This is a genomic window from Enhydrobacter sp. (genome assembly GCF_030246845.1).
Taxonomy (GTDB): domain Bacteria; phylum Pseudomonadota; class Alphaproteobacteria; order Reyranellales; family Reyranellaceae; genus Reyranella.
This window is the reverse complement of record NZ_CP126889.1, coordinates 3713045-3739141: the sequence shown is the minus strand read 5'-3', so window position 1 is coordinate 3739141 and position 26097 is coordinate 3713045. Positions and strand designations below refer to the sequence as shown.

26 protein-coding genes are annotated in these 26097 nt (G+C 67.0%); 18 read left to right on the top strand and 8 right to left on the bottom strand.

Going from position 1 to position 26097, the window contains the following annotated elements; translation table 11 throughout:
* Positions 1 to 4: 4 nt before the first annotated feature.
* On the bottom strand, positions 5 to 541 hold the full coding sequence (locus tag OJF58_RS18715; protein ID WP_300779247.1) for a hypothetical protein: 537 nt from the start codon (positions 539 to 541) through the stop codon (positions 5 to 7).
* A gap of 209 nt (positions 542 to 750) precedes the next feature.
* Between OJF58_RS18715 and OJF58_RS18710 the strand changes: the two genes are divergently transcribed.
* Complete coding sequence (locus tag OJF58_RS18710; RefSeq protein WP_300779246.1) at positions 751 to 2520, top strand: thiamine pyrophosphate-requiring protein; 1770 nt, start codon at positions 751 to 753, stop codon at positions 2518 to 2520.
* A gap of 58 nt (positions 2521 to 2578) precedes the next feature.
* Positions 2579 to 2893 (top strand): hypothetical protein, encoded by a 315-nt coding sequence (locus OJF58_RS18705; protein ID WP_300779245.1) that lies wholly within the window; start codon positions 2579 to 2581, stop codon positions 2891 to 2893.
* Between the two features lie 71 nt (positions 2894 to 2964).
* Here the strand turns inward: OJF58_RS18705 and OJF58_RS18700 are convergent, their stop codons facing one another.
* Positions 2965 to 3237, bottom strand: coding sequence for a hypothetical protein (locus tag OJF58_RS18700; RefSeq protein ID WP_300779244.1), 273 nt, complete (start codon positions 3235 to 3237; stop codon positions 2965 to 2967).
* 63 nt (positions 3238 to 3300) lie between these two features.
* Positions 3301 to 4383, bottom strand: coding sequence for a response regulator (locus OJF58_RS18695; RefSeq protein WP_300779243.1), 1083 nt, complete (start codon positions 4381 to 4383; stop codon positions 3301 to 3303).
* 206 nt (positions 4384 to 4589) lie between these two features.
* On the opposite strand from OJF58_RS18695, the gene OJF58_RS18690 reads away from it, so the two are divergent.
* From OJF58_RS18690 to OJF58_RS18680, 3 genes are read left to right on the top strand one after another with little or no spacing between them, the layout of a single operon-like run.
* Entirely contained in the window at positions 4590 to 5672 is a 1083-nt protein-coding gene (locus OJF58_RS18690) for an ROK family protein (protein WP_300779242.1), read from the top strand.
* Positions 5653 to 6711, top strand: coding sequence for an ATP-dependent DNA ligase (locus OJF58_RS18685; protein WP_300779241.1), 1059 nt, complete (start codon positions 5653 to 5655; stop codon positions 6709 to 6711). The genes OJF58_RS18690 and OJF58_RS18685 overlap by 20 nt, the downstream gene beginning before the upstream one ends.
* Positions 6712 to 6713: 2 nt before the next feature.
* Positions 6714 to 7334 carry an HAD-IIIA family hydrolase gene (locus OJF58_RS18680; RefSeq protein WP_300779240.1) on the top strand — a complete coding sequence of 207 codons (621 nt, stop codon included), beginning with the start codon at positions 6714 to 6716 and terminating at the stop codon, positions 7332 to 7334.
* On the opposite strand, the gene OJF58_RS18675 is transcribed toward OJF58_RS18680, so the two are convergent.
* Genes OJF58_RS18675 through OJF58_RS18660 form a run of 4 tightly spaced genes read right to left on the bottom strand, consistent with a single transcriptional unit; the run spans position 7288 to position 11843 of the window.
* A complete protein-coding gene (locus OJF58_RS18675; protein ID WP_300779239.1) occupies positions 7288 to 8004 on the bottom strand; it encodes an MgtC/SapB family protein in 717 nt (238 codons plus the stop codon). The two genes, OJF58_RS18680 and OJF58_RS18675, sit on opposite strands and share 47 nt — an antisense overlap.
* 39 nt (positions 8005 to 8043) lie before the next feature.
* Positions 8044 to 9279 (bottom strand): cytochrome c, encoded by a 1236-nt coding sequence (locus tag OJF58_RS18670; RefSeq protein ID WP_300779237.1) that lies wholly within the window; start codon positions 9277 to 9279, stop codon positions 8044 to 8046.
* A gap of 12 nt (positions 9280 to 9291) precedes the next feature.
* Positions 9292 to 11052, bottom strand: coding sequence for a GMC family oxidoreductase (locus tag OJF58_RS18665; RefSeq protein WP_300779236.1), 1761 nt, complete (start codon positions 11050 to 11052; stop codon positions 9292 to 9294).
* 14 nt (positions 11053 to 11066) lie between these two features.
* The gene (locus OJF58_RS18660) at positions 11067 to 11843 is read right to left on the bottom strand and encodes a gluconate 2-dehydrogenase subunit 3 family protein (protein ID WP_300779234.1); all 777 of its coding nucleotides are present in this window, start codon (positions 11841 to 11843) and stop codon (positions 11067 to 11069) included.
* Positions 11844 to 12035: 192 nt separating this feature from the next.
* Here OJF58_RS18660 and OJF58_RS18655 point away from each other — a divergent pair, with 192 nt between their 5' ends.
* Genes OJF58_RS18655 through OJF58_RS18595 form a run of 13 tightly spaced genes read left to right on the top strand, consistent with a single transcriptional unit; the run spans position 12036 to position 24047 of the window.
* Positions 12036 to 12362, top strand: coding sequence for a hypothetical protein (locus OJF58_RS18655; RefSeq protein WP_300779233.1), 327 nt, complete (start codon positions 12036 to 12038; stop codon positions 12360 to 12362).
* A gap of 46 nt (positions 12363 to 12408) precedes the next feature.
* A complete protein-coding gene (locus OJF58_RS18650; protein WP_300779232.1) occupies positions 12409 to 13077 on the top strand; it encodes a cytochrome c3 family protein in 669 nt (222 codons plus the stop codon).
* Positions 12972 to 15878, top strand: a complete 2907-nt coding sequence (locus OJF58_RS18645; protein WP_300779231.1) for a 4Fe-4S dicluster domain-containing protein — start codon at positions 12972 to 12974, stop codon at positions 15876 to 15878. Before OJF58_RS18650 ends, OJF58_RS18645 begins: the two co-directional genes overlap by 106 nt.
* Positions 15875 to 17239 carry an NrfD/PsrC family molybdoenzyme membrane anchor subunit gene (nrfD, locus tag OJF58_RS18640; protein ID WP_300779229.1) on the top strand — a complete coding sequence of 455 codons (1365 nt, stop codon included), beginning with the start codon at positions 15875 to 15877 and terminating at the stop codon, positions 17237 to 17239. The genes OJF58_RS18645 and nrfD overlap by 4 nt, the downstream gene beginning before the upstream one ends.
* Complete coding sequence (locus OJF58_RS18635) at positions 17232 to 17792, top strand: DUF3341 domain-containing protein (protein ID WP_300779228.1); 561 nt, start codon at positions 17232 to 17234, stop codon at positions 17790 to 17792. Before nrfD ends, OJF58_RS18635 begins: the two co-directional genes overlap by 8 nt.
* Positions 17789 to 18325, top strand: coding sequence for a cytochrome c (locus tag OJF58_RS18630; protein ID WP_300779226.1), 537 nt, complete (start codon positions 17789 to 17791; stop codon positions 18323 to 18325). The genes OJF58_RS18635 and OJF58_RS18630 overlap by 4 nt, the downstream gene beginning before the upstream one ends.
* Positions 18322 to 19365: a hypothetical protein gene (locus OJF58_RS18625; RefSeq protein ID WP_300779224.1), complete on the top strand. Its 1044-nt coding sequence runs from the start codon at positions 18322 to 18324 to the stop codon at positions 19363 to 19365. The genes OJF58_RS18630 and OJF58_RS18625 overlap by 4 nt, the downstream gene beginning before the upstream one ends.
* A complete protein-coding gene (locus OJF58_RS18620; RefSeq protein ID WP_300779223.1) occupies positions 19362 to 19751 on the top strand; it encodes a hypothetical protein in 390 nt (129 codons plus the stop codon). The genes OJF58_RS18625 and OJF58_RS18620 overlap by 4 nt, the downstream gene beginning before the upstream one ends.
* 8 nt (positions 19752 to 19759) lie before the next feature.
* Positions 19760 to 20533, top strand: a complete 774-nt coding sequence (locus OJF58_RS18615) for an SCO family protein (RefSeq protein ID WP_300779222.1) — start codon at positions 19760 to 19762, stop codon at positions 20531 to 20533.
* On the top strand, positions 20530 to 21477 hold the full coding sequence (coxB, locus tag OJF58_RS18610) for a cytochrome c oxidase subunit II (protein WP_300779220.1): 948 nt from the start codon (positions 20530 to 20532) through the stop codon (positions 21475 to 21477). The genes OJF58_RS18615 and coxB overlap by 4 nt, the downstream gene beginning before the upstream one ends.
* Positions 21474 to 23147 (top strand): cbb3-type cytochrome c oxidase subunit I, encoded by a 1674-nt coding sequence (locus OJF58_RS18605; protein WP_300779219.1) that lies wholly within the window; start codon positions 21474 to 21476, stop codon positions 23145 to 23147. Before coxB ends, OJF58_RS18605 begins: the two co-directional genes overlap by 4 nt.
* Positions 23140 to 23775, top strand: a complete 636-nt coding sequence (locus OJF58_RS18600) for a cytochrome c oxidase subunit 3 (RefSeq protein WP_300779218.1) — start codon at positions 23140 to 23142, stop codon at positions 23773 to 23775. The genes OJF58_RS18605 and OJF58_RS18600 overlap by 8 nt, the downstream gene beginning before the upstream one ends.
* 5 nt (positions 23776 to 23780) lie before the next feature.
* Positions 23781 to 24047 (top strand): cytochrome C oxidase subunit IV family protein, encoded by a 267-nt coding sequence (locus tag OJF58_RS18595; protein ID WP_300779217.1) that lies wholly within the window; start codon positions 23781 to 23783, stop codon positions 24045 to 24047.
* Between the two features lie 211 nt (positions 24048 to 24258).
* Here OJF58_RS18595 and poxB read toward each other — a convergent pair whose 3' ends face one another.
* A complete protein-coding gene (gene poxB / locus OJF58_RS18590) occupies positions 24259 to 25980 on the bottom strand; it encodes a ubiquinone-dependent pyruvate dehydrogenase (protein WP_300779216.1) in 1722 nt (573 codons plus the stop codon).
* Positions 25981 to 26097: the final 117 nt, after the last annotated feature.

Below are 26097 nucleotides of genomic sequence, written 5' to 3'. Positions count from 1 at the left end.
CGCCTCAAAACGGCCGCACGCCCTCCTTGAGCTGGGCGCGGTAGTTCTCGAGCCACGACTTCTTGGCGCGCAGGAACTCGACGTACCATCCGTCGTCCTCCCGGTACGGATCCTCCATGCCGAAGAAGAGCGCGGGCGTGGCATAGAGAATGCCGCCACCCGCTTCCTCGCCATTGAACTTCGGATGGTTCTCGTCCCGCCCCTCGGCGTCGATGTCGCGCGCCCGAAAGGAGCCCGGGCCGCCGCGCGACCAGCGCTCGCCGAACGTTTGCGCGGCCTCCCTGGATGGAAAGCGCTTGGGAATGCCTTCAGTCGCCAGCGGCGGCGAGGGCAGCGCGGCGATCTCCTGGCACAGGCCTTCGATCAGCCGCTGCAAGAGAACCGTCTCTCGCGCGCGCTGGATGGCGCGGCGTTTCGAGAGGGCGGTGCGGACGGTGCGGATGACAACGGTAGCCGTTGCAATGATCGCCAAAACCGCCAGGCCGATCTGAAATGCGCTGCTCTCAATGAATGAATCAATACATACGCCGTCGCACTCCATCGACGTACGCCTCGACCATCGAACGACGCCTCGACGAAAATACGTCAGGGCGTCCCTATCCTGCCCCGGCAGACGCGCTTTTCAAGCCCTTTCCGCAACCGGATCTCCGACAGCCGGTACGACAGTGTACAGGGCCGCTCTGCCGGAACGCGCGGCGTCGCCGGCCGTTCTCTCGAGGTAGTCCTCCACCGGCATCCCGGGAGCGCAGCATGGCCACGACCGTCGGCGACTTTCTGTTCGCGCGCCTTCAGCAGTGGGGCGTCAAGCGCGTCTTCGGCTACCCTGGCGACGGCATCAACGGCATCGTCTCTGCCCTGGGGCGCGCGCGGGACACCATCGAGTTCGTGCAGGTACGGCACGAGGAAGAGGCGGCCTTCATGGCCTGCGGCCATGCCAAGTTCACCGGCGAGGTCGGTGTCTGCATCGCCACGTCGGGACCCGGCGCAATCGATCTCTTGAACGGCCTCTACGATGCCCGGCTCGACCACCAGCCGGTGGTGGCGATCGTGGGCCAGCAGGCACGGTCCGCACTCGGCGGCCATTTCCAGCAGGAGGTGGATCTCCTTTCCCTCTTCAAGGATGTGGCCAGCGAGTTCGTGCAGGTCTGCAGCGCACCCTCGCAGGTCCGTCACCTGATCGACCGCGCCGTTCGCATCGCACGGGCGCGCCGCACCGTCACCGCCGTCATCTTTCCCAACGACGTGCAGGAAGCGGACGCGGTCGAGGTGCCCGAGCATGCCCACGGCACCATCCATACCGGCGTCGACTTCACCTGGCCGCAGGTCGTGCCGGGCGAGCACGACCTCGAGCGTGCGGCCGATATCCTGAATCGCGGCGAGAAGGTCGCGATCCTGATCGGCGCGGGCGCGGCGGGAGCCGCCACCGAGGTCATGGACGTGGCCGAGCGGCTGCGCGCCGGCGTCGCCAAGGCGCTGCTGGGCAAGGACGTGCTGCCGGACGACCTGCCCTATGTCACCGGCCAGATCGGCCTTTTGGGCACAAAGGCCTCCTACAGGCTGATGCAGGAGTGCGACACGCTGCTGATGGTGGGCTCGACCTTCCCCTACAGCGAGTTCCTGCCCCGGGAAGGCCAGGCGCGCGGTGTGCAGATCGACATCGATCCGGCGATGCTGTCGCTGCGCTATCCCATGGAGGCGGCACTGGTGGGCGATTCGGCCGCCACGCTGCGCGCCCTGCTGCCGCGGTTGCGCAGTCGCTCCGACGGAAAATGGCGCGAGGCGATCGAGACCAGCGCGCGCGAGACCTGGCGCGAGGAAGAGGAGAAGGCCCGCCTGCCCGCCGATCCGCTCAACCCGGAACTGATGTTCTGGGAGCTGTCGGCGCGCCTGCCGGAGGCGGCGATGGTGACGGTGGATACCGGGATGTCCACCACCTTCGTCGCCCGCGCGCTGAAGCTGCGGCAAGGCATGAAGATGGCGGTATCGGGCACGCTGGCGACGATGGGGCCCGCGATCCCCTACGCGACGGCCGCCAAGTTCGCCTTCCCCGACCGGCCCGTCTTCGCCTTCGTCGGCGACGGCGCAATGCAGATGCTGGGCCTGAACGCCCTCGTCACCGCCTCGAAGTACTGGAAGCACTGGGCCGATCCGCGCTTCATCGTGGCCGTGCTGAACAACCGCGACCTCAATATGGTGTCGTGGGAACTGCGCGCGCTCGGCGGCTCGCCGAAGGTACCGCAGACCCAGGACGTGCCGGATTTCGACTACGCCGCCTATGCGCGCCTCCTGGGCTTCGTCGGCCTCGCCGTCGAGCGGGCCGACGATGTCGTGCCGATCTGGCGGGAGGCGCTGGCGGCGCGCCAGCCGGTGGTCATCGACGTGCAAGCCGATCCCAACGTCATCGCGCTGCCGCCGCATACCACGCTCGAGCAATCGAAGAACTTCTTCGAGGCGCTGGCCAAGGGCGACGTCGATCGCCGCGCCATCCTGCGGCAGATCTACCACCAGATGACCCTTTGAACGGCAACGGCCGTCACCGTCGCGGCGTTCTCTGTCGAGGCAGACCACGAGGGACGACATGATCCAGAAGGACGAGGATATCCGAAACGCCGTCACTGACGAGCTCACGCGGGCGAGCGTCGACGCACGCAATCTCGCCATCGAGGTCCGGGCGGGCCGCCTGTACGTGGCCGGCACCGTGGGATCGGACGATTCGCTGCAGCGCCTTCTCGACGTGCTGAAAGGACATGGCGATGCCAGGACGGTCGTCTGCGACGTCAAGGTGGCGCCAACCGTGCCGAGCGACAGCCTCGATGGCCGCGGCCGCTCGCCGGTCACCGGAACCTCTGCAGACTCCGCTCACGAGAGCCGCCATCAACTCGACAAGTCGTGACATCTCATGGGACGCGGGCTTCCAGCCCGCTCATGGGTGCTCAGATGCGCGCGATCCCGAAGAGCGTCGACCTACCGGTTGACGAACTTCGAGAAGCGGCTCGTCCGACCGTCGCGGGTTTCCTCCTGTTCGAGCAACGCCAGCCCGCTCTGGTCGAAGATGCGGAAAAATTCGTCCCACGATATCCTTTCCAGGGACGCATCCTCTCCGTCGAAGTCGAAACGCAGAACGCCGCCCTCGCCGCTCCGGCCAGCCGTGTCCCTGACCCGGGCGGGTCGGCCGCCGCGCGCCTCGGCCCAGCGCATGATCTGCTGATGGTCGGTGATGGATCTGGCCTGAGACATGGCGTGGCTCCCTTCCTCACCAAGAGAACAACCGCCGCCGGGCCGCGGTTGCACCACGGCCGATCAATCGAGCCCGTCGAATCGGGAGTCGGCCGCCGTCCAGCAGCTTTCGCCTGCTTCGCCGATCAGCGCCGCATAATCCAGCACCTCGATCACGTTGCGCCTCGCCCGAATCACACGCCGCGATTCGAGCATGTGCAGCGCCACCGTCACGCCGGATCGCCGAACGCCGAGCACCCTGGACAGACCTTCGTGCGTCAGCGCAAGGCTTCGCGTGCCCAGCCGCATGGACATCATGAGCAGCCGGCGCGCCAGCCGCTGCTCGATGGTGCCGCATCCAACAGCGAGCACGTTTCGGGCCACCTGGCTCATGAAGGAATGGACGGCCCGCAGGAGATGGGCCTGAAGATCGCGATCGAGCGGCAGAAGCTCGATCAGCGTCCGACCCGGGATCCGCCACATCACCCCGGGATGCTGGACGGTCATCTCGACGCCGAGATTGCACCGCTCTCCCAGCAGGATCCCGGCGCCCGTCAGCCCTTCCCGGCCGACCAGCCCCATCTCGATACGCCGGCCGCGTACCGAGCAGGCCCGGACGGAAATCAGGCCAGTCACCGGAAAGTGGACATAAGCAATGTCCTCCCCCGGCGTTTCCAGCACCTCCTCCGCCGCCGGCGTCACCCGCTCGAGCTGCGGCTCGAGCAGTCCCGAGGCCCGCGGCGGCAGTCCGTCGAGAACGAGATTGCCGCGCTCGGCGTGCAGCGCAATGGGCTGAGCTGGAGTCAAGTTCGCCAGAGCAGTCTCGAACTCGCGATCGTCGACGGGCTTCGACAACCGAACCGTCCCCCGAAACTCGGGCGGGATGACATAGCTCTTGTCGTAGCCCGTGAGGAATACGAACGGGATTTCGCGCTGCCTGAGCTGATTGCAGATCGGGAAGCTGGCCGTCCCGTGCAGATCGATGTCGACCACCGCCGCATCGACTTCGTTCTGGCGCAGGAACTCGACGCCGGTCTCCACCCGCCCGACGGCGGCCGCCACCTCGTAACCGCATTTCTTGACGAGGTCGCCGACGGCTTCCGCCGTGAGATAGCTGTCCTCGACGATCAGGATCTTCGGCTTGGTCGTGTTCTGCACGATCGGCATGGCGCTGCCCCCGAAAGTTGTCGAGCCGCGCCCCTCTTCGCGAGAGAGGCCGCCGCCTGACCGTAACGTTCCTGGAGTCGAGCGAGACTGCGCCGACCGGACTTTCAATTCAAGCGCGAGAAGGCGGTACAGTAACGAACATTCCCGCCGACCCTCCCGCAACTTGCCGGAAGGCATTGCGTTGCTTCGGGGCGATGATCGGCGGGATGGCGAACACTCCGGCAAAGGCCGCAGGCGAGCCTGCGGCGCTCGGGCACGGTGGGCGGATCCTTCCGGCCGTCACGGTCGACGCCTACAACGAGGATTTGCGCGACGAGGACGGCTTCGTCGGCGACCGTGCCAGCGGCCGCGCTTTTCGCGCCATTATCGAGGACTGGCGCGACCAGCTGCGCCGCCGCGGCGACGATCCGTTCGGCGACACGCCGACCGGCGAGGTCTCGAAGGCCAGGCTCGATTGCTATCTCGAGGGTGCCGATCCGATCGCCGCCGGCCTCGTCCACACGGCGGTCGAGGAGTTCGCCAACGAGCTCGCCACGGTGGTCCGTCGCTTCCTGCGCCTGCCCGCCTGGAAGGATACGGAGCGCATCGTCATCGGCGGCGGCCTGAGCGCGAGCCATATCGGCCAGCTCGCGATGGGCCGCGCCGTGGTCATCCTCACCGGCGAAGGAATCGCCATCGACCTGACCACGATCGGCAATCATCCCGACAAGGCCGGCCTCGTCGGCGCCGTCCAGCTCGCGCCCGCCTGGGTGCTCGACGGCCATGACGCCATTCTCGCCGCCGATATCGGTGGCAGCAACCTGCGGGTCGGCGTGATCGAGCTCAAGATCAAGAAGGGCGAGCTCTCCAGGGCGGGCGTCTGGAAGCATCTGCACTGGCGGCACCGAGACGACCAGCCTTCGCGCGACGGCGCGATCGACCGTATGGCCGAGATGGCGCAGGAGCTGGTCGAAGGCGCCGCCGGACACAAGCTCAAGCTCGCGCCCTTCTTCGGCATCGGCTGTCCGGGCCTGATCGACGAGCACGGCGTCATACGCCAGGGCGGGCAGAATCTGCCGGGCAACTGGGAGGGCGACGGATTCAATCTGGCGCGGGAGCTCGCGCAGCGGTTGCCGCACATCCACGGCCACGAGCCCCTGTTCGTGATCCACAACGACGCCGTCGTTCAGGGATTGAGCGAGGTGGCGGCCATGCAGGATGTCAGCCGGTGGGGAATCTTCACGATCGGCACGGGCCTCGGCAACGCCCGCTTCACCAACCGCGCCCCCGATGAGCAGGCCACATCGTAGTGGCGCAAGGCCGCCAGCCACGATGGAGGCCCGCCTGGTCGAGGCCCTGCCAACAGGGAAAGGCTGGCAGTACGAGCCGAAGTGGGACGGCTTCCGCTGCCTGGCCGTCCGCGACGGCGGGAAGGTCGAGCTGATCGGGAAGTCGGGCAAGAGCCTGACACGGTACTTTCCCGAGGTGGTGGCGAGCCTCTCCGGCTCTGCAGCATCGCAGTTCGTGCTCGACGGGGAGCTTGCCGTCCCGATCGGCAACGGGCTGGTCTTCGACGCCCTGCAGATGCGCCTTCATCCGGCACGAAGTCGCATCGACCGCCTCGCGCGCGAGACACCCGCCATTCTCATCGTCTTCGACATGCTGCAAACGGCCGAGGGCGACGACATCCTGTCGGAACCGCTGAGCGAGCGCCGTCGCAGGCTCGAGGCCTTCTTCCGCGGCCGCCACGTGCCGGATGTCCTGCGCCTCTCGCCGGCAAGCCGCAGCCGCGCGGAGGCGGTGAAATGGCTCGAACGGGTGGGCGGCGGTGCTCTCGACGGCGTGGTGGCGAAGCGCCTCGACGAACCCTATCGGCCCGGGGAACGCACGATGCTGAAGGTGAAGTGCCTGCGCACCGCCGACTGCGTTGTCGGCGGCTTCCGCTATGCCACCGGCCGGGAGGGAGAACGAGACCGGCTCGTCGGCTCCCTGCTGCTCGGCCTGTTCGACGAGGAGGGCAGGCTCGACCACGTCGGATTCACGTCGGGCATCGCCGATAGCGAACGCGCGGCGCTGACGCGCAAGCTCGAGCGGCTGCGCGGCGCGGGCTTCACCGGCAAGGCGCCGGGCGGGCCGAGCCGCTGGTCGACCGAACGGTCCGGTGAATGGGAAGGCGTGAAGCCCCGTTTGGTGGCCGAGGTCCAGTACGATCACGTCACGGCAGACCGCTTCCGCCACGGCACCCGCTTCCTGCGCTGGCGTCCGGACAAGAGCCCGCGCCAATGCACTTTCGATCAGCTCCAGCGCCCGGCCCGGCCGTCGAAGATGATGAAGGCAGTCGCAGGTTAGCGATGCGGACGGTATTGCTCGATCGCGACGGCGTCGTCACGATCAACCGCAAGTACAACGTGAAGTCGCCGGCCGAGCTCCGGCTGATCCCCGGCGCGGCAAGCGCCATTGCCCGGCTCAATCGCGAGGGCGTTGCGGTTGCGATCTGCACCAACCAGCCGGAGGTCGACGACAGGATCATCGGCAAGCACGAGCTCGACGCGATCCATCGCAGCCTGCGCATGGTCCTGGCGCACCGCCATGCGCGGCTCGATCTCATCCTGTGCTGCACCGACAACTTCCGCTCGCAACGCCGCAAGCCGTCGCCCGGCATGCTGTGCGAGGCGATGAGGCGGCTGGGTGCAAAGCCTGCCGAGACGCCGTTCGTCGGCGACCAGGTCAGCGACCTCGAGGCCGCTGTGCATGCCCATTGCCGCCCCGTCCTGGTGCGGACCGGCCTCGGCCGGGCCACCGAGCAAGGCCGCATCCCGCAATACGCCAAGCCTGTCGCGATCCACGACGATCTCGCGTCGTTCGTCGACTCGTACTGCCGGCGATATCGCCGTAAGCGGGAGGGAGCGCTCCGGCGGGACTGGTCTAGTCCGAGTGCTGGCCGGCATCGATCGGCTGCCAATCGATGCTGAGCACGCCCTGCTCCTGTCGCAGCCGGACGACGACGGGCGGAATGTCGTTGGGCGTCCGGCGGCTGCGCCACGTCACGCGGCAGCGAAGCCGGCGCTTGTCCGACTCGGTGAGCGCAAGCGTCGTCACCCTGTAGCCGGCATCGGTCACGATCGAGCGCAGCCGCTCCATCGTGGGCCCCTCCGCACGCAGCTCGACGGTGAGCTCGGCCTGATGCTGGCGATGCATCAGCGGCTCGAGCTTCACCACCAGCGCCAGCACGACGAAGGTGATCGCGACCGTCGCGCCGCCCAGCAGGAAGTAGCCGGCGCCGAGGATGAGCCCGATCACCGTGACCATCCACAGCGTGGCTGCGGTCGTGACGCCCATTACCATATCGCCGCGCTTCAGGATGGCGCCTGCACCGATGAAGCCGATGCCCGAGAGCACACCCAACGGAAAACGCAGCGTGTCCATCACCGAAAAGGCCGATTCGCTGCGGCCGTGGACGGACAGGAGCAGATTGGCCTCGATCATCGCGCCGGCAGCCGCAACGCATACCAGGATCATGGTGCGAAGGCCGGCGATCCGGCCGCGCGTTCCACGGTCGAAGCCGATGATGGCGCCTGCGGCTACGGCGGCGGCCAGGCGGAGAAGGATGTCCGCCGTGCTGACGGTCGAATCCACCGACACGCAACGTCGCGGCCACCGAAGCGTTCCCTCGCCGGCCGTTCATTTGGCGGTGCGGCTGGAACTCCGCAGCGCCCGGCGGACGCTCTCGACGTCGCCCGCCTCGACCGGCTCGGCGGCATTGCCCCATTCGTTGCGAACGAAGGTGAGGACCGCCGCGATCTGTCCGTCGGTCAGCTTCCAGCCATAGGCCGGCATGGTGGCGGGCGTCGGCCGCGTGTCCGTTGGCACTGTTCGCGTTCCCTGCAGCACGATCCGGACCAGCGTCGTGGGGTCGTTCGACTGGGCGCTGGCGCTGCCGGCAAGCGGCGAGAACATGCCGGGCACCCCCTTGCCGTTCATCTGGTGGCAGCCCGAGCAACTGTCGGAGTAGATGGCCTTGCCGGCGGCCATGACCTTCTGCGGGGGCGGGTCGGTGTTTTCGGCCTGCCGTCCCTCCTGACCCTTGAGATACACGGCGATGGCATGCAGATCCTGCTTGCTGAGCCCGGAGGTCGAATCGGCGACGACCTCCGCCATCAGGCCGGTCGCCCCGCTATGCTTGTTGCGGCCGGTCTCGAGATATTCGACCAGATCGTCGGCGCTCCACGATCCGATGCCGGTGCGCTGGGCATTGGTGATATCCGGCGCGAACCAGCCCTGGACGAGGCCGCCTTGCAGCGCCTGGTCCGTTTCGTCGCCGCCGGCAAAATTCTTGGGCGTATGGCAGGCGCCGCAATGGCCGAGCCCCTGCACGAGATAGGCGCCCCTGTTCCACTCGTCGCTCTTGCCGGCGGTCGGCTGGAACGTGCCCTGATCGAAGAACAGGCCGTTCCATCCGCTCATCAGGAAGCGATGACCGAGCGGCCAGGCCAGATCGGGCGGCGGCGGCGTCGATTTCACAGGATCGAGCGTCCCGAGATAGGCGCGTATCGCCTGCACATCCTCGCGCGTCACCTTGGCGAAGTACGGATAGGGAAAGGCGGGATAGAGATGCGCGCCGGACGGCGCGACGCCCGAATGGAGGGCGTTGTAGAATTCCTCGTCGGTCCACGCGCCGATGCCCGTCTCGCGGTCGGGCGTGATGTTCGCCGAGAAGATCGTGCCGAAGGGTGTCTGGATCGGACGGCCACCGGCGAAGGGCTTGCCACCGCTCGCCGTATGGCAGGCAACGCAGTCGCCCGCAGTCACCAGGTAACGGCCCCGCTCGACGCGGGCGAAGGACGTGTCGGCCGCAGCAGCTTCGGCGGCCAGGCCGAGGATGCAGGCGAGGAAGAGACATGCCGCGGCGATATTCACCTTTGCCTCCAGCTAGGCTTGCACCATCGGACCGGGATTCTTCAGATAGATGTTCTTGACCGCGTCGACGGCCGCGTAGGTCAGCGCGCCGATCGTTCCGGTCGGGTTGTACCCGGCGTTCTGCGGGAACACGCTCGAGCCCATGACGAAGAGATTGGGGACGTCCCAGCTCTGGAGATAGCGATTGACGAAGCTGGTCCTCGGATCGGTCCCCATCGCGGCGCCGCCCGTATTGTGGGTCGTCTGGTACGGCACGACCGAATAGTGCCCGTTCCGCTTCTTGGCGTGGATCTCGCGCGGCTTCATCGCCTTGGCGATCTCGGCGGCGCGGTCGGTCAGGTAGTCCGACATGCGATGCTCGTTGTCGCCGAAATCGAAGGTAAGCCGCAGCAGCGGCCGGCCATGGGCATCCCGATAGGTCGGGTCGAGATCGAGATAGTTGGTCCGGTAGCTCATGACCGCGCCATGGGTCGAGATCGTCGCGGTCGTGAGATAGTTCCTGGCGACGGCCTCCTTCCACTTGCTTCCCCATTTGGGCGTCCCTTTCGGCGTCGGATGCAATTCGATCGGCCGGCCGTGCGTGTTCCAGCAGGCCAGATAGCCGCCGCCGATGAAGCCGAGCCCGCCATGGTCGAAGTTGTCGCCGTTGTACTCGTCGATCCCGACGCCCAGCCCGCCCGCGCCGACGAAAGGGTTGATGATCTTGTCGTCGAAGAAGACGTCGACCGACGATACGATCTGGTAGGCATAGTTGCGGCCGACCACGCCCTCGCCGCTCTTCGGGTCGTACGGTTTGCCGATGCCCGACAGTAGAAGCAGATGCACGTTGTGTTGCGCGAAGGCGCAGAGGAAGATCATTTCCGCCGGCTGCTCGAACTCGCGGCCTTCGGTGTCGATGTAGGTGACGCTCGTGGCGCGCTTGCCGCTGCTGTCGCAATTCACGCGCAGCACCTCGCACTGCGTCCTGAGCTCGAAGTTGTTGCGCCGCATGAGCACGGGAAGAATGGTCGTTTGCGGGCTCGACTTGGAATAGTTGCCGCAGCCGAACTTCTCGCAGAAGCCGCAGTAGCTGCAGGGCGCCAGCGTCACGCCGAGCGGATTGGTGTAGGCCCTCGACATGTTGGCGGCGGGACAGGGAAAGGGTTTGTGTCCGGTTTCCCTCGCCGCGGCCGCGAACAGGGTCGGCCCGTAGACCATGTCGAGCGGTGGGTTGGGATAGTCCCGGGCGCGGGGCCCTTCGAACGGGTTGCCGCCATCCTGGATCCGGCCCTTGATATTGCCGGCCTTGCCGCTGATGCCGCAGAGATATTCGAACTTGTCGTAGTAGGGCTCGAGTTCGTCGTAGGTCACGCCCCAGTCCTGGACGGTCATGCTCTCCGGCAGGGTACCGTAGCGCGCCTCGTTGTGGCTGCGGGCGACGAAGTCGGTCGGCAGAAAACGCCAGTTCTGGCCGTTCCAGTGGATGCCCGCACCGCCCACGCCGGTTGCGGGAAGGAAAGAGCCGAGATGGCGCATCGGCAGCGCCGTCTGGTCCATGCTGTTGCGGAAGGTCAGGGTCTGCCGCGCCGGTTCCTGGAACAGGCTGCGCCGCCACATGTAGCGCAACTCGTCCTGCGCGAAGGTGACGGCGAAATCGGTCGGCGTGTCGCGCCAGGCGCCGCGTTCCAGCGCCAGCACGTCGAGCCCGGCCGCCGTGAGCTCCTCGGCCACGATCGCCGCCGTCCAGCCGAAGCCGACAAGCGCCACATCCACCGCCGGCAGCTTCTTCGCCATCTCCACCTCCCAGGTCAACTTTGCTGGTCGTTCCAGGCCGGCCGGCCACGAATGCCGACGGGCGCCAGGTCGAGCTTCTCGCCGTGCCGGCCGACATAGGGGCGATAGTCATAGCGCGCGCCGGGAAAGCCGATCAGCTTCCAGCCGACCATGTCCCGGTTGCCGCCATAGATCGGGTCCGAGAAGAAGCCCTCGATCGTGTTCTGCATGAGAACGGCGAAGAAGGTATCGCTGTGAGGACCCTTGGCGCCCTCGATCGCGACCGCATGCGGGCCGATGTCCTCGATCTTGAGCTTTCCCTTCTCGATCTCGGTCAGGATCCGGTCCTGCTGGTCGGCCGACAACTGGGCAAAGGTCTTGCCGGAAAAGCGTTGCCGGCAATGCTGGTCGATCGACTTTATCGCCACACGATATAATTCGGCCGGCGAAAGACGACTCTGGTAGCCTTGGCTCTTGGTCCCGTCCTGCCAGGGCCCCTGCATGTACCAGCGTTCGGCACGGCCGTAGGGGCCGGCGAGCTGGCGGTCGAGGAATGTCGTGACGCCCGCTTCCTTGGCGCCCGGCCCGAGATGGTCGGCGGGAATCAGTCGGGCAACGGCAGCATCGACGAACGCCGCCTCGGCGGCGGTGAAGAACTTGAGCTCGCCTTCGGCAACGCCCCGGGGTGCATCGGCTATGCCGGGCGTCCAGGGAACCGCACCGCCGTAGGTTCGCGCTTGCGATCGGCCGGAGATCGAGATGAAGGCGGCGCCCGCGAGAACGAGGTCGCGGCGGCTGAGACTCCCGGACATTCATTCCTCCCGACGCTTCTCGCGAGAACGAGGGCGTCATGGCCAGTTGCATTTTCAATTGAACGTCCGAAGCGCGTCGCGCGTTGCAGGGCGATCGCGAGCGGCGGGCGACATGTCTTCCTCAGAACATCGCAACACGATCCTTTGGATGCCCGTTTCTCCCGCAGGAGGTTCATCCTGCAGGAGGTTCACATGCCCAGGCTCAAGAGATTGCTCCCGCTTTGCTTCGTCCTGCTCGGCGTGCCGCCGACGGTTCACGCCCAAGGGATTCGGCCAGTGCCAGCCGACCAGAGATACTGTGTCACGCTCTCCAGGAGCTACCAGCGCTACGTCGTCAGCACCACCACCACTCCGCGCGCCAACGCCGCGGGCGGCTACGCCAAGGCCGCCTGCAAGCAGCATCGTCCAATGGAAGGGATTCCGATCCTGGAGACCAAGCTCGACAAGGCCAAGGTGCCGCTGCCGCCGGCGGCGCCACCATCCGCCGCATTCGCGCGCTTGGGCGCAACCGTCCGATAGTCCAGATCGTTCAACGGGCGACCTTGCGCGCGGAGCGTCGCCCCACATGCCGCAGATTTTCACCGCATCGGCCGACACCCGCTTGCGTACCGGTGCACTGCTCGTCGTGCTGGTCTTTGCGGTTTGCATTGTCTTCCTCGGCGGTTTCATGGGCTCGACATACACCACCGCGGTGGGCTGGGTTCGCGATCAGCCGGTGCCGTTCAGCCATGCCCATCACGCGGGCGCGCTCGGCATCGACTGCCGCTACTGCCACACCTCGGTCGAGGTCAGCGCCCAGGCTGGCTTGCCGCCGACCCATGTCTGCATGACCTGCCATTCACAAATCTGGACCGGCGCTCCGATGCTCGCGCCCGTCCGGGAAAGTCTCGCCACCGGCACGCCGATCGCCTGGCGCCGCATCGCGCGGCTGCCCGACTACGTCTACTTCAATCACTCGATCCACGTTTCGCGCGGCGTCCCCTGCGTCGCCTGTCATGGCCGCGTCGACCACATGCCGCTGCTGGCGCGTGCCGAGCCCTTTCAGATGCGATGGTGCCTCGCCTGCCACCGCGACCCCGCGCCTCGCTTGCGGCCGCGCGACCAGGTCACGCGCATGGACTGGAGCGCGTGGGACCGTCACCCCGAGCGTCACAAGGACTTCGGCCGCCGCATGATGGCGCACTATCACATCGAGCCTACCAAGCTCGTCGACTGCAGCACGTGCCACAGGTGACGGACATGGATCGTGATCGTCGCACACCACCCGATGTCGACCGCCGCTCCCTGCTGCGCGCCATGGCGGCGTCGCTCGCGCTGGCGTCGGCGGCGGGCAAACGCGCCCGCGCGGACGAGCGCGCCCTTCCCTATGTCAACGCGCCGGAATTCGTCGTGCCCGGCAAGCCCAGATGGTACGCGACGGCCGTGAACTTCGCGGGCTATGCCCAGCCGGTCCTGGGCAAGACCTATGTCGGACGGCCGGTTAAGCTCGAGGGCAATGCGGAGCATCCCGCGACCGGCGGGGCCACCGACGTCTTCATGCAAGCCGCGTTGCTCGGCCTGTACGACCCGGCGCGATCGCAGGCGCCGCAGTTGCTCGGCCGGACCGCGACCTGGGCGGCCTGCGATGCCGCCGTTTCCAAGCGCAAGTTGATGCTCGACGAAGGGCAAGGCGGGGGATTCCGACTGCTCACCGGCGCCGTCACCTCGCCCACCCTTCTGCGTCAGATCTCGGATCTTCTTCGGCGCTGGCCGAACGCGCGGTGGCATGTCAGCGAGCCATTGGCCGATGTCAACCGTCAACAGGCGACACGACGCGTGTTCGGCCGGCCGCTCGAGCAGCACTTTCGTTTCGACAAGGCGAACGTGGTGGTCAGCCTCGACGACGACTTCCTCGGGCCGGGGCCGCGGCAGGCCGTGAGCGCCCGCCGATGGTCGCAGCGCCGACTGGCGCGGCAACGCGGGCAAGGCGATTCGACCCTGTTCGTCGCCGAGCCCAGCCTGACCGCAACCGGCTCGACGGCCGACCACCGCCTTACCGTTGCATCACCGCGGCTCGGCCTTGTTGCCACAGCGATCGCCCGGGCGCTCGGCGTCGGCCCGTCGCCGGCCAACCCCCTGTCTCCGACCGAGACCGCATGGGTTGATCAGATTGTCACGGCAATCAATACCAAGCGCGGCTCCGCCGTTGTCACCGCGGGGTCACTGCAGACGCCGGAAGTGCATGCCACGGCGCTCCTCGTCAACGAGCGGCTGGGTGCTTTCGGCAATACGCTGATCTTCACTGACCCGATTGCCGCCGTTCCGGCGCCCGGCGACGGCGGTTCGATAAGCAGCCTCGTCGAGGACATGCGGGGAGGACATGTCACGACGCTCGTGATGCTCGACGTCAATCCGGGCTACGCGACCCCCGCGGGGCTGGGCTTTGGAGAGGCGCTCGGGAAGGTCGAGTTCACGCTCCATGCCGGCCTCCATGCCGACGAGACGGCGGGGCTGAGCCACTGGCATGTCCCGTTGCAGCACGATCTCGAGAGCTGGACAGATGGCCGCTCGGTCGACGGAACGGTTTGCCTCACGCAGCCGCTGATCCGGCCATTCTACAATGTGCGCTCGCTTCACGCCGTCCTCGACAGTTGGGCTGGCGACACGCGATCGGACCACGATCTTGTCCGCGCGACCTGGCGCGATGCCTGGCGCCAGGACTTCGACGACCGGTGGCGCGACGCACTGGTCCGGGGCTTCGTGGCCGACAGCGCGCCCGCGCCAGTTGTCCCCGCCGTCGCGAACCGCGACGTCTCTATCAAGACGGCCCCGGCGAGCGGACTCTCGGTCGACATCCGGCCCGATCCGTCGATCTGGGACGGTCGCTTCGCCACCAACGCGTGGCTGCAGGAGACGCCCAAGCCGATCAGCAAGGTGACCTGGGGCAACGTCCTCCTCGTGAGCCCCGGGCTCGCGGCCCAGCGCAACATCGCGAGGGGAGACGAGCTGCGGCTTGAGGCCAATGGACGCCGCATCATTGGCGCCGCCTGGATCGCGCCCGGCCAGGACGACGGCACCGTCACGCTGACTGTGGGCTATGGCGCGGACCGGCCCGGGCCGCTGCCGCACGGTCTAGGCTACGATGCCTTCGCTCTTTGCAACGATGTGAATTCGTGGACGGTCGCCGGCGCCACGCTTGCCCCGACCGGCAGCCGTCTCGTGGTGGCGAGCACCCAGCTCAACCAGGAGATGGACGGCTTCGACTTCGTGCGCCGCGTCGATACTCCCGATGCGGCGGTGAAAAAGCACCCCGAAACCGCCAGCTTCTACCCTCCCCGCCATTGGGACAGCCCGTCGTGGGGCATATCGATCGATCTCGATCTCTGCATCGGCTGCAATGCCTGCATGGTCGCCTGCATGGCCGAGAACAACGTCCCGGTGGTGGGCAAGGAGTTGATCGAGCAGGGTCGCGAGATGCACTGGCTACGTGTCGATCATTACTTCGAGGGTGATAAGGACCAGCCGGTCTCGAGCTTCCAGCCCGTTCCCTGCATGCATTGCGAACAGGCGCCCTGCGAGATGGGTTGCCCGGTCAATGCCGCGGTGCACAGCCACGACGGCCTCAATCTCCAGGTCTACAACCGCTGTGTCGGCACCCGGACCTGCGCCTCCTATTGCCCCTACAAGGTTCGTCGCTTCAACTGGTTCGAGTACACCGGCAACGACCCCGAGCAGATCCGCGCCATGCGCAATCCCGATGTTACCGTGCGCAGTCGTGGCGTCATGGAAAAGTGCACCTATTGCGTCCAGCGCATCAGCGCCGCCCGCATCGCCGCGCAGATCGCCGGCCGTCCGATCCGCGACGGCGACGTCGTGACCGCTTGCCAGCAGGCCTGCCCGACGCAGGCGATCGTCTTCGGCGACATCATCGATCGCGAAAGCGCCGTCAGCAAACGGAAGGCGAGCCCGCGCGACTACAGTTTGCTCGAGGAGGCCAACACCCGGCCGCGCACCACCTACCTCGCGCGCATTGGCCCCGGCCGGCGTCCGTCATGACGGATCTCGCACCGACCGCGCGCGGCTACGCTGCGATCACCGGCGAGATCGTCGGCATAGCCCTCGACTATCCGAAGCGGCGCGCCTGGTGGATCTGCTTCGGCGTCGCGCTGCTGCTTCTGCTCTCCTTCTTCGTCTCCGTCACGGTGCTGTTCTGGTACGGCGTGGGAGTCTGGGGCAACAACATCCCCGTCGCCTGGGGCCTCGCCATCTCGAACTACATCTGGTTCCTCGGCATCGGCCATGCCGGCACGCTGATCTCGGCGATGCTGCTGCTGCTTGAGCAGCACTGGCGCAACTCGCTCAACCGCTTCGCCGAGGCGATGACGCTGTTCGCGGTGATCTGCGCCGGCCTCTACCCGCTCGTCCATCTCGGCCGGCCCTGGCTGTTCTACTGGATCGCGCCCTATCCCAACACGATGACGGTGTGGCCGCAGTTCAAGAGCCCGCTCACCTGGGACTTCTTCGCGGTCCTCACCTACCTCATCGTCTCGATCCTGTTCTGGTACATCGGCATTGTTCCGGATCTCGCCTCGGCCCGCGACCGCGCGACCAGGCGGCGCGCCCAGGTGTTCTTCGGCTTGTTCGCATTGGGATGGCGGGGCGCGGCCCATCACTGGGCGCGCTGGCGGCAGGCCTACCGGCTTACGGCGGCCATCGCCGTGCCTCTCGTGGTTTCTGTCCATTCGGAAGTCTCGCTGCTGTTCGCCGCCGGACCGATCCCGGGCTGGACCTCCACCGTGTTCCCGCCCTACTTCGTGCTCGGCGCCGCCTTCTCGGGCTTTGCCGTGGTGTCGATGATCGCCGTCATCCTTCGCCATGCCCTCGGCTTGCAGAACCTCGTGACGCCGCGGCATCTCGATCTCCTGGCCAAGTTCCTGCTCGCGACCGGGCTCATGACCGCCTACGGCTACTGGTCGGAAGTGTTCGACACGCTCTATGCCGGCGAGCATCAGGAGATGGGCACCCTGCTCGACCGCCTGGGCGGCGTCTATGCCTGGAGCTACTGGGGGGCGGTGCTCGCCAACTTCGTCCCGCTGCAACTTCTCTGGTTCCGCCGCGTCCGCCGGCAGCCGCTCCTGCTCTTCCTGATCAGCCTCTCGGTGACGGTCGGCATGTGGTTCGAGCGTTACATGCTCCTGGTGACGACGCTTTATCGCGACTATCTGGTTTCGTCCTGGCGCGAGTACCACCCGAGCTTCTGGGACTGGTCCCTGTTCGCCGGCATGCTGGGCGTCTTCCTGACGCTGTTCCTGCTGTTCGTGCGCTTCCTGCCGATCATCTCCTCGTTCGAGGTCAAGGAGGCCCTGTTCGAGGAGAAGGAAGAAGCGGAAGAAGCGACGGAGACGGCGCATGGCTGAGTCCGCTCCCGGCACCGGACTGTTCGGCATGCTGGCCGAGTTCGACAAGCCGGAGCGCCTGCTCGACGCCGTCGACAAGGCGCGGGATGCAGGGTTGCGCCAGCTCGAGGCCTATTCGCCCTTCCCGATCGACGGCCTCGCGGAGCGGCTCCGCTTCAAGGATCAACGCGTGCCGCTTCTTACCCTGCTGGGCGGTGTCCTGGGTGCGGCCGTGGGTTACGGCATGCAGGTCTACACCAACTACGCCTTCCCGATCGATATCGGCAACCGGCCGCTGGTCGCGAACCCAGCCTTCATGCTGATCACCTTCGAGCTCACGGTGCTGTTCGCCGTCCTGTTCGCCATCGGCAGCATGCTGGCGCTCAATCGTCTGCCGCGGCTGCACCATCCGCTGTTCGACCTCGACGAGTTTCATTTGGCGAGCTCGAACAAGTTCTTCCTGCTGGTCTTCGGCAACGATCCGCTGTTCGACGAAGGCCGCACGCGCGCCTTCCTGGAGACTCTGACGCCGGTCCGGGTGTCGCCGGTCGAGCACACGGAGATCCCGGAATGAATCCGGGATTCGCGATCGTGGCGATCCTGCTGGCGGCGGTGTCGTCGTGCGACCAGATGCGTCACCAGCCGCGGTACGACTCCGAGGAGCGCAGCGTTCTTTTCAGCGACGGCAAGTCGTTGCAGGCCGCGCCCGACGGCACGATTGCCCGCGACGCGCCGGCGCAGCGTCAGGCGCTGCGTGAGCGGCCGGCGATGACCGAGGCGCTGCTGGCGCGCGGCCGCGAGAGGTTCGGCATCTACTGCACGCCCTGTCACGATCTCTCCGGCCATGGCCAGGGCATCGTGCCCAGCCGCGGCTTCCCGCATCCGCCCAGCTTCCATATCGACCGGCTGCGCGACGCTCCCTCATCCTACTTCGTCGACGTGATCACCAACGGCCACGGCGTGATGTACTCCTACGCCGACCGCGTCTCGCCGGCCGATCGGTGGGCGATCGCGGCCTACATCCGCGCGCTCCAGCTCAGCCAGGATGCACCGGCCTCCGTCCTGACCGACGCGGACCGCGCGAAGCTCGACGGAGGCGGACGATGAACGACGCGCGCCTCCGCCTCGCGGTCGGCGTCATCGCCTGCGCGGTCGCCCTCCTGCTTGCCTTTGTGAACGCCCGGGCCGCGCTGGCCGGCTGGCTCACGGGCTTTGCCTTCTGGAGCGGCCTGCCGATCGGAGCCCTCGGTCTCCTGATGATGATGCGGCTCATCCCGGGACGCTGGCGCGATGAGTTCGCCTGTCCGGCCGAAAGCACGCTGGTCCTGCTTCCCCTCGCCGCCATCGCCGCGCTGCCGATCCTGATCGGTCTCGCCGCGCTCTACCCTTGGGTGCACGAGGCGCGTTCGGGCTACCGCGCCGTCTATCTTTCGCCTGCCTTCTTCGTCCTGCGCACGGTCCTCTTCTTCGTCTGCCTCGCCGCCCTCGCCCTGCTGCTGGTCATGCGGCCGGCCCGGTCCGTGCCGGTGTCATCAGCCGGCCTGATCGCCTACGTGATACTCGCCACCACGATCGCGGTCGATTGGCTGATGTCCCTCGATCCCGAATTCCATTCTTCCGGTTTCGGGCTTTATGTGCTCGCGGATCAGATGACCATCGCCTTGGCGGTGCTGCTCGTCGTGCGCCTCACCAGCGCCCGTCCGTCCGGCCAGGCCGGCCTGCTGGGCGGCCTGTTTCTCTGCGCCTTGCTGTTCTGGGCCTACTTCGCCTTCATGCAGTACTTCATCATCTGGTCGAACAACCTGCCGGCCAGCGTGGCGTGGTATCGGCGCCGCGGCGAAGGCTTCTGGGCGGCGGCCGAGTACGCAATCGCGACCCTGCATCTCGGCCCGACCTTCCTTCTCTTCTTCCCGCCTGTCCGCAACGGCGTCCGCTGGCTTCTCGCCCTCGCGTTCGTCGTGCTGCTGGGCAAGGCGCTGGAGATGGCCTGGCTCGTGCTGCCGACCGTGCCGGATCACGAGACCGTCGCCGCCCTCGCGGCGATCGCGTCGCTGCTGGGGCTGGGCGTGCTGACAGCGGCCATGTTCGCCGCCGCGCCCCTGATCCTCGAGCGGCTGGGACGGCGGGAAGCAAGGGCGCCCTCATGACGCCGCCGACGACACCGGCCGGGTACGAGCCGCGCGATCTCTCGGCACGGCTGATCGGCGCCCTGGCGCTCGCGCTCTTTGCCGGCATCGCCTGCGCATGCGTCCTGATCGCTGTCCTGTTCGCCTTGTTTCCGCATCTGCCGACAGCGGGTCCCTGGTGGTTGATCGCCCGCCAGCAGTCGCTGCCGCCCGGACCGCACCTGGAGGTCGTCGAGGGCAGCAGCCGCCCCGCGATCGAAGCGGCGGCCCGCAAGCGGCTCGAGGGCTATGCCTGGCTCGACGGCCGGCACGGTCGCACCCGGATTCCGATCGAGCGCGCCATGCAGCTCCTGGTCGAGCGCGGATGGCCCGACGCGGACGACGAGAACAAGCGGTCGTCGCCATGAGAGCGCTGATGGCCTTCATCGTCGTCCTGTCGACCTGCGGGAGCGCGCTCGCGTTCGACGCCTTCCAGGCCACGGGCATCGATCGCCGGGCAGGCGCCACGCTGCCGCTCGACCTCGCCTTCCAGGACGAAAGCGGCAGGCCGACAACGTTGCGCCAGGCGGGCCACGGCAAGCCGATCGTTCTGGCGCCCGTCGTCCATCGCTGCCCGAATATCTGCGGTCTGACGCTTGCCGGACTGGCGCAGACGGCCGCCGGCCAGAAATTCGTGGCCGGTCGGGATTTCACCATCGTCGCCTTCGGCATCGATCCGCGCGAGGGCCCGGCCGACGCGCGGCAGTCGCTCGATAAGCTGCGCCAGTCGTTCCCGTCCTTGCGGCATGGCATCCTGGGGTTCACGGGCACCGAACGCGATATCAAATCCATTACCGACCGGCTGGGCTATCGCTACGGCTGGGACGACGATCTGCAGCAATACGCCCATATCGCCGCGGTCGCCGTGCTGACGCCGGACGGACGCCTGTCGCGCTGGCTCTACGGCATCGCCCCCGACCCGGTCGATCTCAGGCTCGCGCTGACCGAGGCCGGCAACGGCAAGATCGGCACCTGGGGCGATCAGCTCCTGCTGCTCTGCTACCACTACGACCCGCAGACCGGCCGCTACGGCTCGCTGATCTGGACGGCGCTGCGCATCGGCGGCGCGATCACGGTCGTGGCGGCCGGCGGCCTGATCGGCCTTGCCATCCTGCGCGAGCGTCGCCGCCTGCAGCGCGATGCGCCATGAGCCACTTCCCGCTCTGGCCGGCACAGGCCTCGGGCTACGCCGCCGAGGTCGATCACCTCACCATCGCGGTCGTTGTGCTCGTAGTGCTGCTGTCGGCGCCGGTCTTCGTCCTGATGCTGGTGTTTGCGGTTAAATATCGGCGCGGCCGCGCCGCCAATCGCGCCCACCGTGTCGACCACAACATGGCACTGGAGCTTTCCTGGGCGATCGTTCCCTTCCTGCTCCTGCTGATCTTCTATGTCTGGGCGACGCGGCTTTATTTCGACATCCATCGCGCGCCACCGGGAGCGCTCGAGGTGCAGGTCGTCGCCAAGCAATGGATGTGGAAGTTCCAGCATCCGGGCGGCCAGCGCGAGATCAACGACCTGCACATCCCGGTCGACAAGCCGGTCCGGCTGACGATGGCGTCGCAGGACGTCATTCACAGCCTGTTCATTCCCGCCCTGCGCCTCAAGCAGGATGTCGTGCCCGGCCGTTACACCAGCCTCTGGTTCACGGCCGACAAGCAGGGCACCTATCCCCTGCGCTGCTCGCAGTTCTGCGGCGCCGACCACTCGCTGATGGGCGGCCATGTCTACGTGCTGAGCGATGCCGCCTATGCGCGCTGGCTCGAGCAGGCCGGGGTCGACCAGTCGCTGGCGGCGCAGGGCGCGACGCTGTTCCGCAGTCGCGGCTGCAGCGGTTGCCACGGCCCTTCCGCCACGGTGAAGGCGCCGTCGCTCGACGGCCTGTTCGGCAAGCCGGTGCCGCTGGAGAACGGCCAGACGGTGATCGCCGACGAGCAGTACATCCGCGACAGCATCCTGCTGCCGCAGTCGCAGATCGCGGCCGGCTATCCGCACATCATGCCGACCTTCCGCAATGTGCTGAGCGAAGCCGATGTCCTGAAGCTGGTGGCCTACATCAAGTCCCTTGGCGGCGAACCGCGGGAGGCCCCTCGATGAGCATTCGGACCCTCAAAGCCGGCCCCGATCGCGACAATCTCGACGATCGCGGCCTGTCGGAGACGCCGGCCCAGCGCACCAGCTACCTGCGCGCCGGCAACAGCCTGCGGTCGTGGTTCTTCACCACCGACCACAAGCGCATCGCGCTCCTCTACCTCGCCTCGGTGACGATCTTCTTCTTCATCGGCGGTGCCGCGGCGGCCCTCATCCGCATCGATCTGCTGGAGCCGAACGGCCTGATCCTGACCAACGAGGGCTACAATCGCGCCTTCACGCTGCACGGCGTAATCATGGTGTGGTTCTTCCTCATTCCCTCGATCCCCAACACCTTCGGCAACTTCCTGATCCCGATCATGATCGGGGCGCGCGACATGGCCTTCCCGCGGCTGAACCTCGCCAGCTGGTACATCTACATCCTGGGCGGGCTGTTCACGGTCTACGTACTGATCTCGGGCGGCGTCGACACCGGCTGGACCTTCTACACGCCGCTCTCCTCGATGTTCGCCAACGGCAAGGTCGTGCTGGCAGCGACCGCCGTCTTCATCGTCGGCTTCTCCTCGATCCTGACCGGCCTCAACTTCATCGTGACCGTGCACAAGCTGCGCTGCCCCGGCATGACCTGGGGCCGGCTGCCGCTGTTCGTCTGGTCGCACTACGCGACCGCCCTGATCCTCGTGCTGGCGACCCCGGTGCTGGCGATCACGCTCGCTCTGATCGCGGCCGAGCGGCTGTTCGGCGTCGGCATCTTCAATCCAGCGCTGGGCGGCGATCCGCTCCTCTACCAGCACCTTTTCTGGTTCTACAGCCATCCCGCCGTCTACATCATGGTGCTGCCGGCGCTCGGCGTCGTGAGCGAGCTGGTCGCCGCCGCCGCGCGCAAGCCCGTCTTCGGCTACAGATTCGTGGCCGGCTGCTCGATCGCCATTGCCGCCATCGGCTTCCTGGTGTGGGGACACCACATGTTCGTCTCCGGCCAGTCGATTTATGCCAGCGCCGTCTTCTCGTTCCTGAGCCTCGCAGTCGCGGTGCCGTCGGGGATCAAGGTCTACAACTGGACCGCGACGCTCTACAAAGGCCACATCGCGATCGACCCGCCGTTCCTTTTCGCCGCGTCGTTCATCGGCCTGTTCGTGGTGGGCGGGCTCACCGGGCTGATCCTCGCCATGCTGGCGGTCGACGTGCATGTGCACGACACCTACTTCGTGATCGCCCATTTCCACTACATCATGGTGGGCGGCACCGTGGCCGCCTATTTCGGCGCGCTGCACTACTGGTGGCCCAAGATCACCGGCCGGCTCTATCCGCTGGTCTGGGGTCGGCTCACCGCGCTGATGATCTTCCTCGGTTTCAACCTGACCTTCTTCCCGCAGTTCGTCCTGGGCTATCTCGGCATGCCGCGGCGCTATCACCACTATCCGCCCGAGTTCCATGTGCTGAACGTTTTCTCCTCGACCGGCGCCAGCATCCTCGCCGTCACCTACCTGCTGCCCTTCCTCTATCTCTTCTGGTCGTTCCGCTACGGCGACGCGGCCGGGCCCAATCCCTGGGGCGCGACCGGCCTCGAATGGACCGTTCCCTCGCCGCCGCCCAAGCACAATTTCGAGACCACGCCGACCGTCGACGGTCCGCCCTACGACTATCCGGTCGAAAGGCAGGGCCAGCATGGCTGACCCCTCCTACGTGAGCGGCCCCTATGTCGATGCCGAGCAGCAGCGCGCCGCCGGCCTCATGGGCATGTACATCTTTCTCGGCAGCGAGATCATGCTGTTCGGCGGCCTGTTCGCCGCCGCCCTCGTGATCCGCGTCGTCCATCCGCACGAAGTCGTCGAAGCCTCGAAGAGCCTGCACGTCTGGATCGGCGCCCTCAATACGGCGGTGCTGCTGACCTCGAGCCTCGCCGTGGCGGTGGCCGTCCATGCCGCGCGCGCGGCGGAGCGGCGGCTGGTCGTGATCCTGCTCGCGATCGCGGCCGCCCTGGGGGTTGCCTTCCTCGCCATCAAGGCCTTCGAGTACAGCCTCGAATATGCCGACGGAGTGCTGCCCGGCTTCGACGACCCGGGCCGCTTCGCCGGCCGGATCGACCATCTCTTCATGAACCTCTACCTGATCGCGACGGCCCTGCACGCCCTCCATGTGACGGTCGGCGTCGTGCTGCTGTCGGGTGTGGCGGCGCTGGCCGGCATCGACAGGCTCCGCCTGCCACGCCGCTCGATCGTGGTCGAGAACGCCGGGCTCTACTGGCATCTGGTCGACGCCATCTGGGTGTTCCTCTATCCCGTTCTCTATCTCGCGAGGTGACGGCCATGAGCACGGTGCAATGGCGTCTGGCCGGAGTCTGGGGCGCCCTGCTGGCCTTTCTGGCGCTCACGGTCGGCGCCAGCTTCGTGCTGACGGGAACGGCCAGCATCGTGGTCAGTCTCAGCATCGCCTTCGCCAAGGCGGCCCTGATCTTCTGGTTCTTCATGCAGCTTCGCAGCGAGCAGGGCCTGATCCGGGTGTTCGCCCTGGGGGCCGGCGTCTGGCTCCTGATCCTGTTCGGCCTCGCCACGATCGACTACGCGACGCGCTAACTAAAGCGGTGTCCGCAATGGTGGAGTCAGATCACTTCACTCTGAGGAGCATCACGCAGCGATGCGTCTCGAAGGGTGGCAACGAGCACCTCGTCTGCTGCCCACCCTTCGAGACGGCCGTTGAGTCTACCCCGAAGCATGAGGGGCGGCCGCCTCAGGATGACGAGGTGCTGGATCGAGGCAGCGCCGCTGGAGTGACGCTCCCCTGATATCACCGCACCAGATTCACCTTCGCGAGGTCGATCAGCTGGCGGGCGCGGCCGTCGAGCACGGCCTTGAGCGTGAACATGCCGAAATTGTAGGCCTGCTCGGCGGTCGCCCGGGGCGGCATCGCGAGCTCCTGCCGCGCGCTCACGACATCGACCAGCGCCGGCCCCTCATGCGCGAACGCCGCGGCGAGGCCCGCCTTCAGGTCCTGCGGCTTCTCGACCCGCACGCCCTTGATGCCCATCGCCTCGGCCATGGCAGCGAAATTCGGATTGTCGAGGTCGCAGCCGGTGTCTAGGAAGCCGCTCGCCTTCATCTCCATCTCGACGAAGCCCAGCGTGCCGTTGTTCAGGACCACGACCTTCACGTCGAGGCCCATCTGCTTCAACGTGATGAAGTCGCCCATCATCATGGTGAAGCCGCCGTCGCCGGACAGCGATACGACCTGGCGGCGGCGGTCGGCCGCCTGCGCGCCGATCGCCTGCAGCATTGCATTGGCCATCGAGCCATGGTTGAACGAGCCGACCAGGCGGCGCCGGCCGTTCATCCGGAGATAGCGCGCGGCCCAGACGACGGGCGTGCCGACATCGCAGGTGAAGACAGCGTCGTCGGCCGCCAGCTCGCTCACCAGCCGCGTGACGTACTGCGGATGGATGATGCCGCTCCCCGGCCCGCTCTCGGCCAGGGCGTCGAGATCCTGTCGCGCCTTCCGGTAGTGGCGCAGCGCGGCGTCGATAAAGCCGGTATCCGTCTTCTCGTCGACCATGGGCAGCAGCGACTTCAGCGTCTCGCCGACATCGCCCAGCAGACCGAGCGCGATCGGGCAGCGGTTGCCGAGCGCCTCCGGCCGCACGTCGACTTGCGCCACGGCCGCGCCCTCGGGATAGAAGTTGCGATAGGGAAAGTCGGTGCCCAGCAGCAGGAGCGTGTCGCACTCCTTCATCGCCGCATAGCCCGAGGCGAAGCCCACGAGGCCGGTCATGCCGACGTCGTAGGGATTGTCGTATTCGAGATGCTCCTTGCCACGGAAAGCGTGGACGATCGGCGCCTTGAGCCGGCCGGCCAGCGCCACGACCTCGGCATGCGCGCCGGCGCAGCCCGCGCCGCAGAGCATCGTAATCCGGCGGCCTTCGTTCAGCAGCGCCGCGAGCTTTCCCAGCTCCTCGTCGGTCGGCCGCAGCAGCGGCCGCGCCGGCGCGAGCCACCGCGGCACCTCGGCCTCGATCTGCCGAAGAGCGACGTCGCCCGGGATCACCACCACGGCCACGCCGCGCCGCGCGATCGCGACCTTGATCGCGCGCAGCAGGATCTGCGGAAGCTGGTCGGGATTGGAGACCAGCTCGACATAGTGGCTGCATTCCTTGAACAGGCTCTCGGGATGCGTCGCCTGGAAGTAGTCGATGCCGATCTCGCTCGAGGGGATATGGGCGGCGATGGCGAGCACCGGCACGCGGCTTCGGTGGCAGTCGAACAGCCCGTTGATGAGGTGCAGGTTGCCGGGCCCGCAGCTTCCGGCGCAGACCGCCAGCTCGCCGGTGAGATGCGCCTCGGCGCCGGCGGCGAAGGCGGCGCCTTCCTCGTGCCGCACATGGACCCATTCGAGGGTCCCGGTCTTGCGCAGCGCGTCGGTGAAGCCGTTCAGCGAATCGCCGACGACGCCGTAGACCCGCTTCACCCCCGCCCGCTGCAGGGTTCCCACCATGTAAGCCGCAGCCGTTTCGGCCATCCTGCCCTCCGCTCGAGGAACAACCCAATATGGAACTGGACTCCCCTGTCGTCCTGAGCGTAGCGAAGGACCTCGCGCTCGCCCCAAAGAACGCCCTGGGAATAAACGTTAGATCCT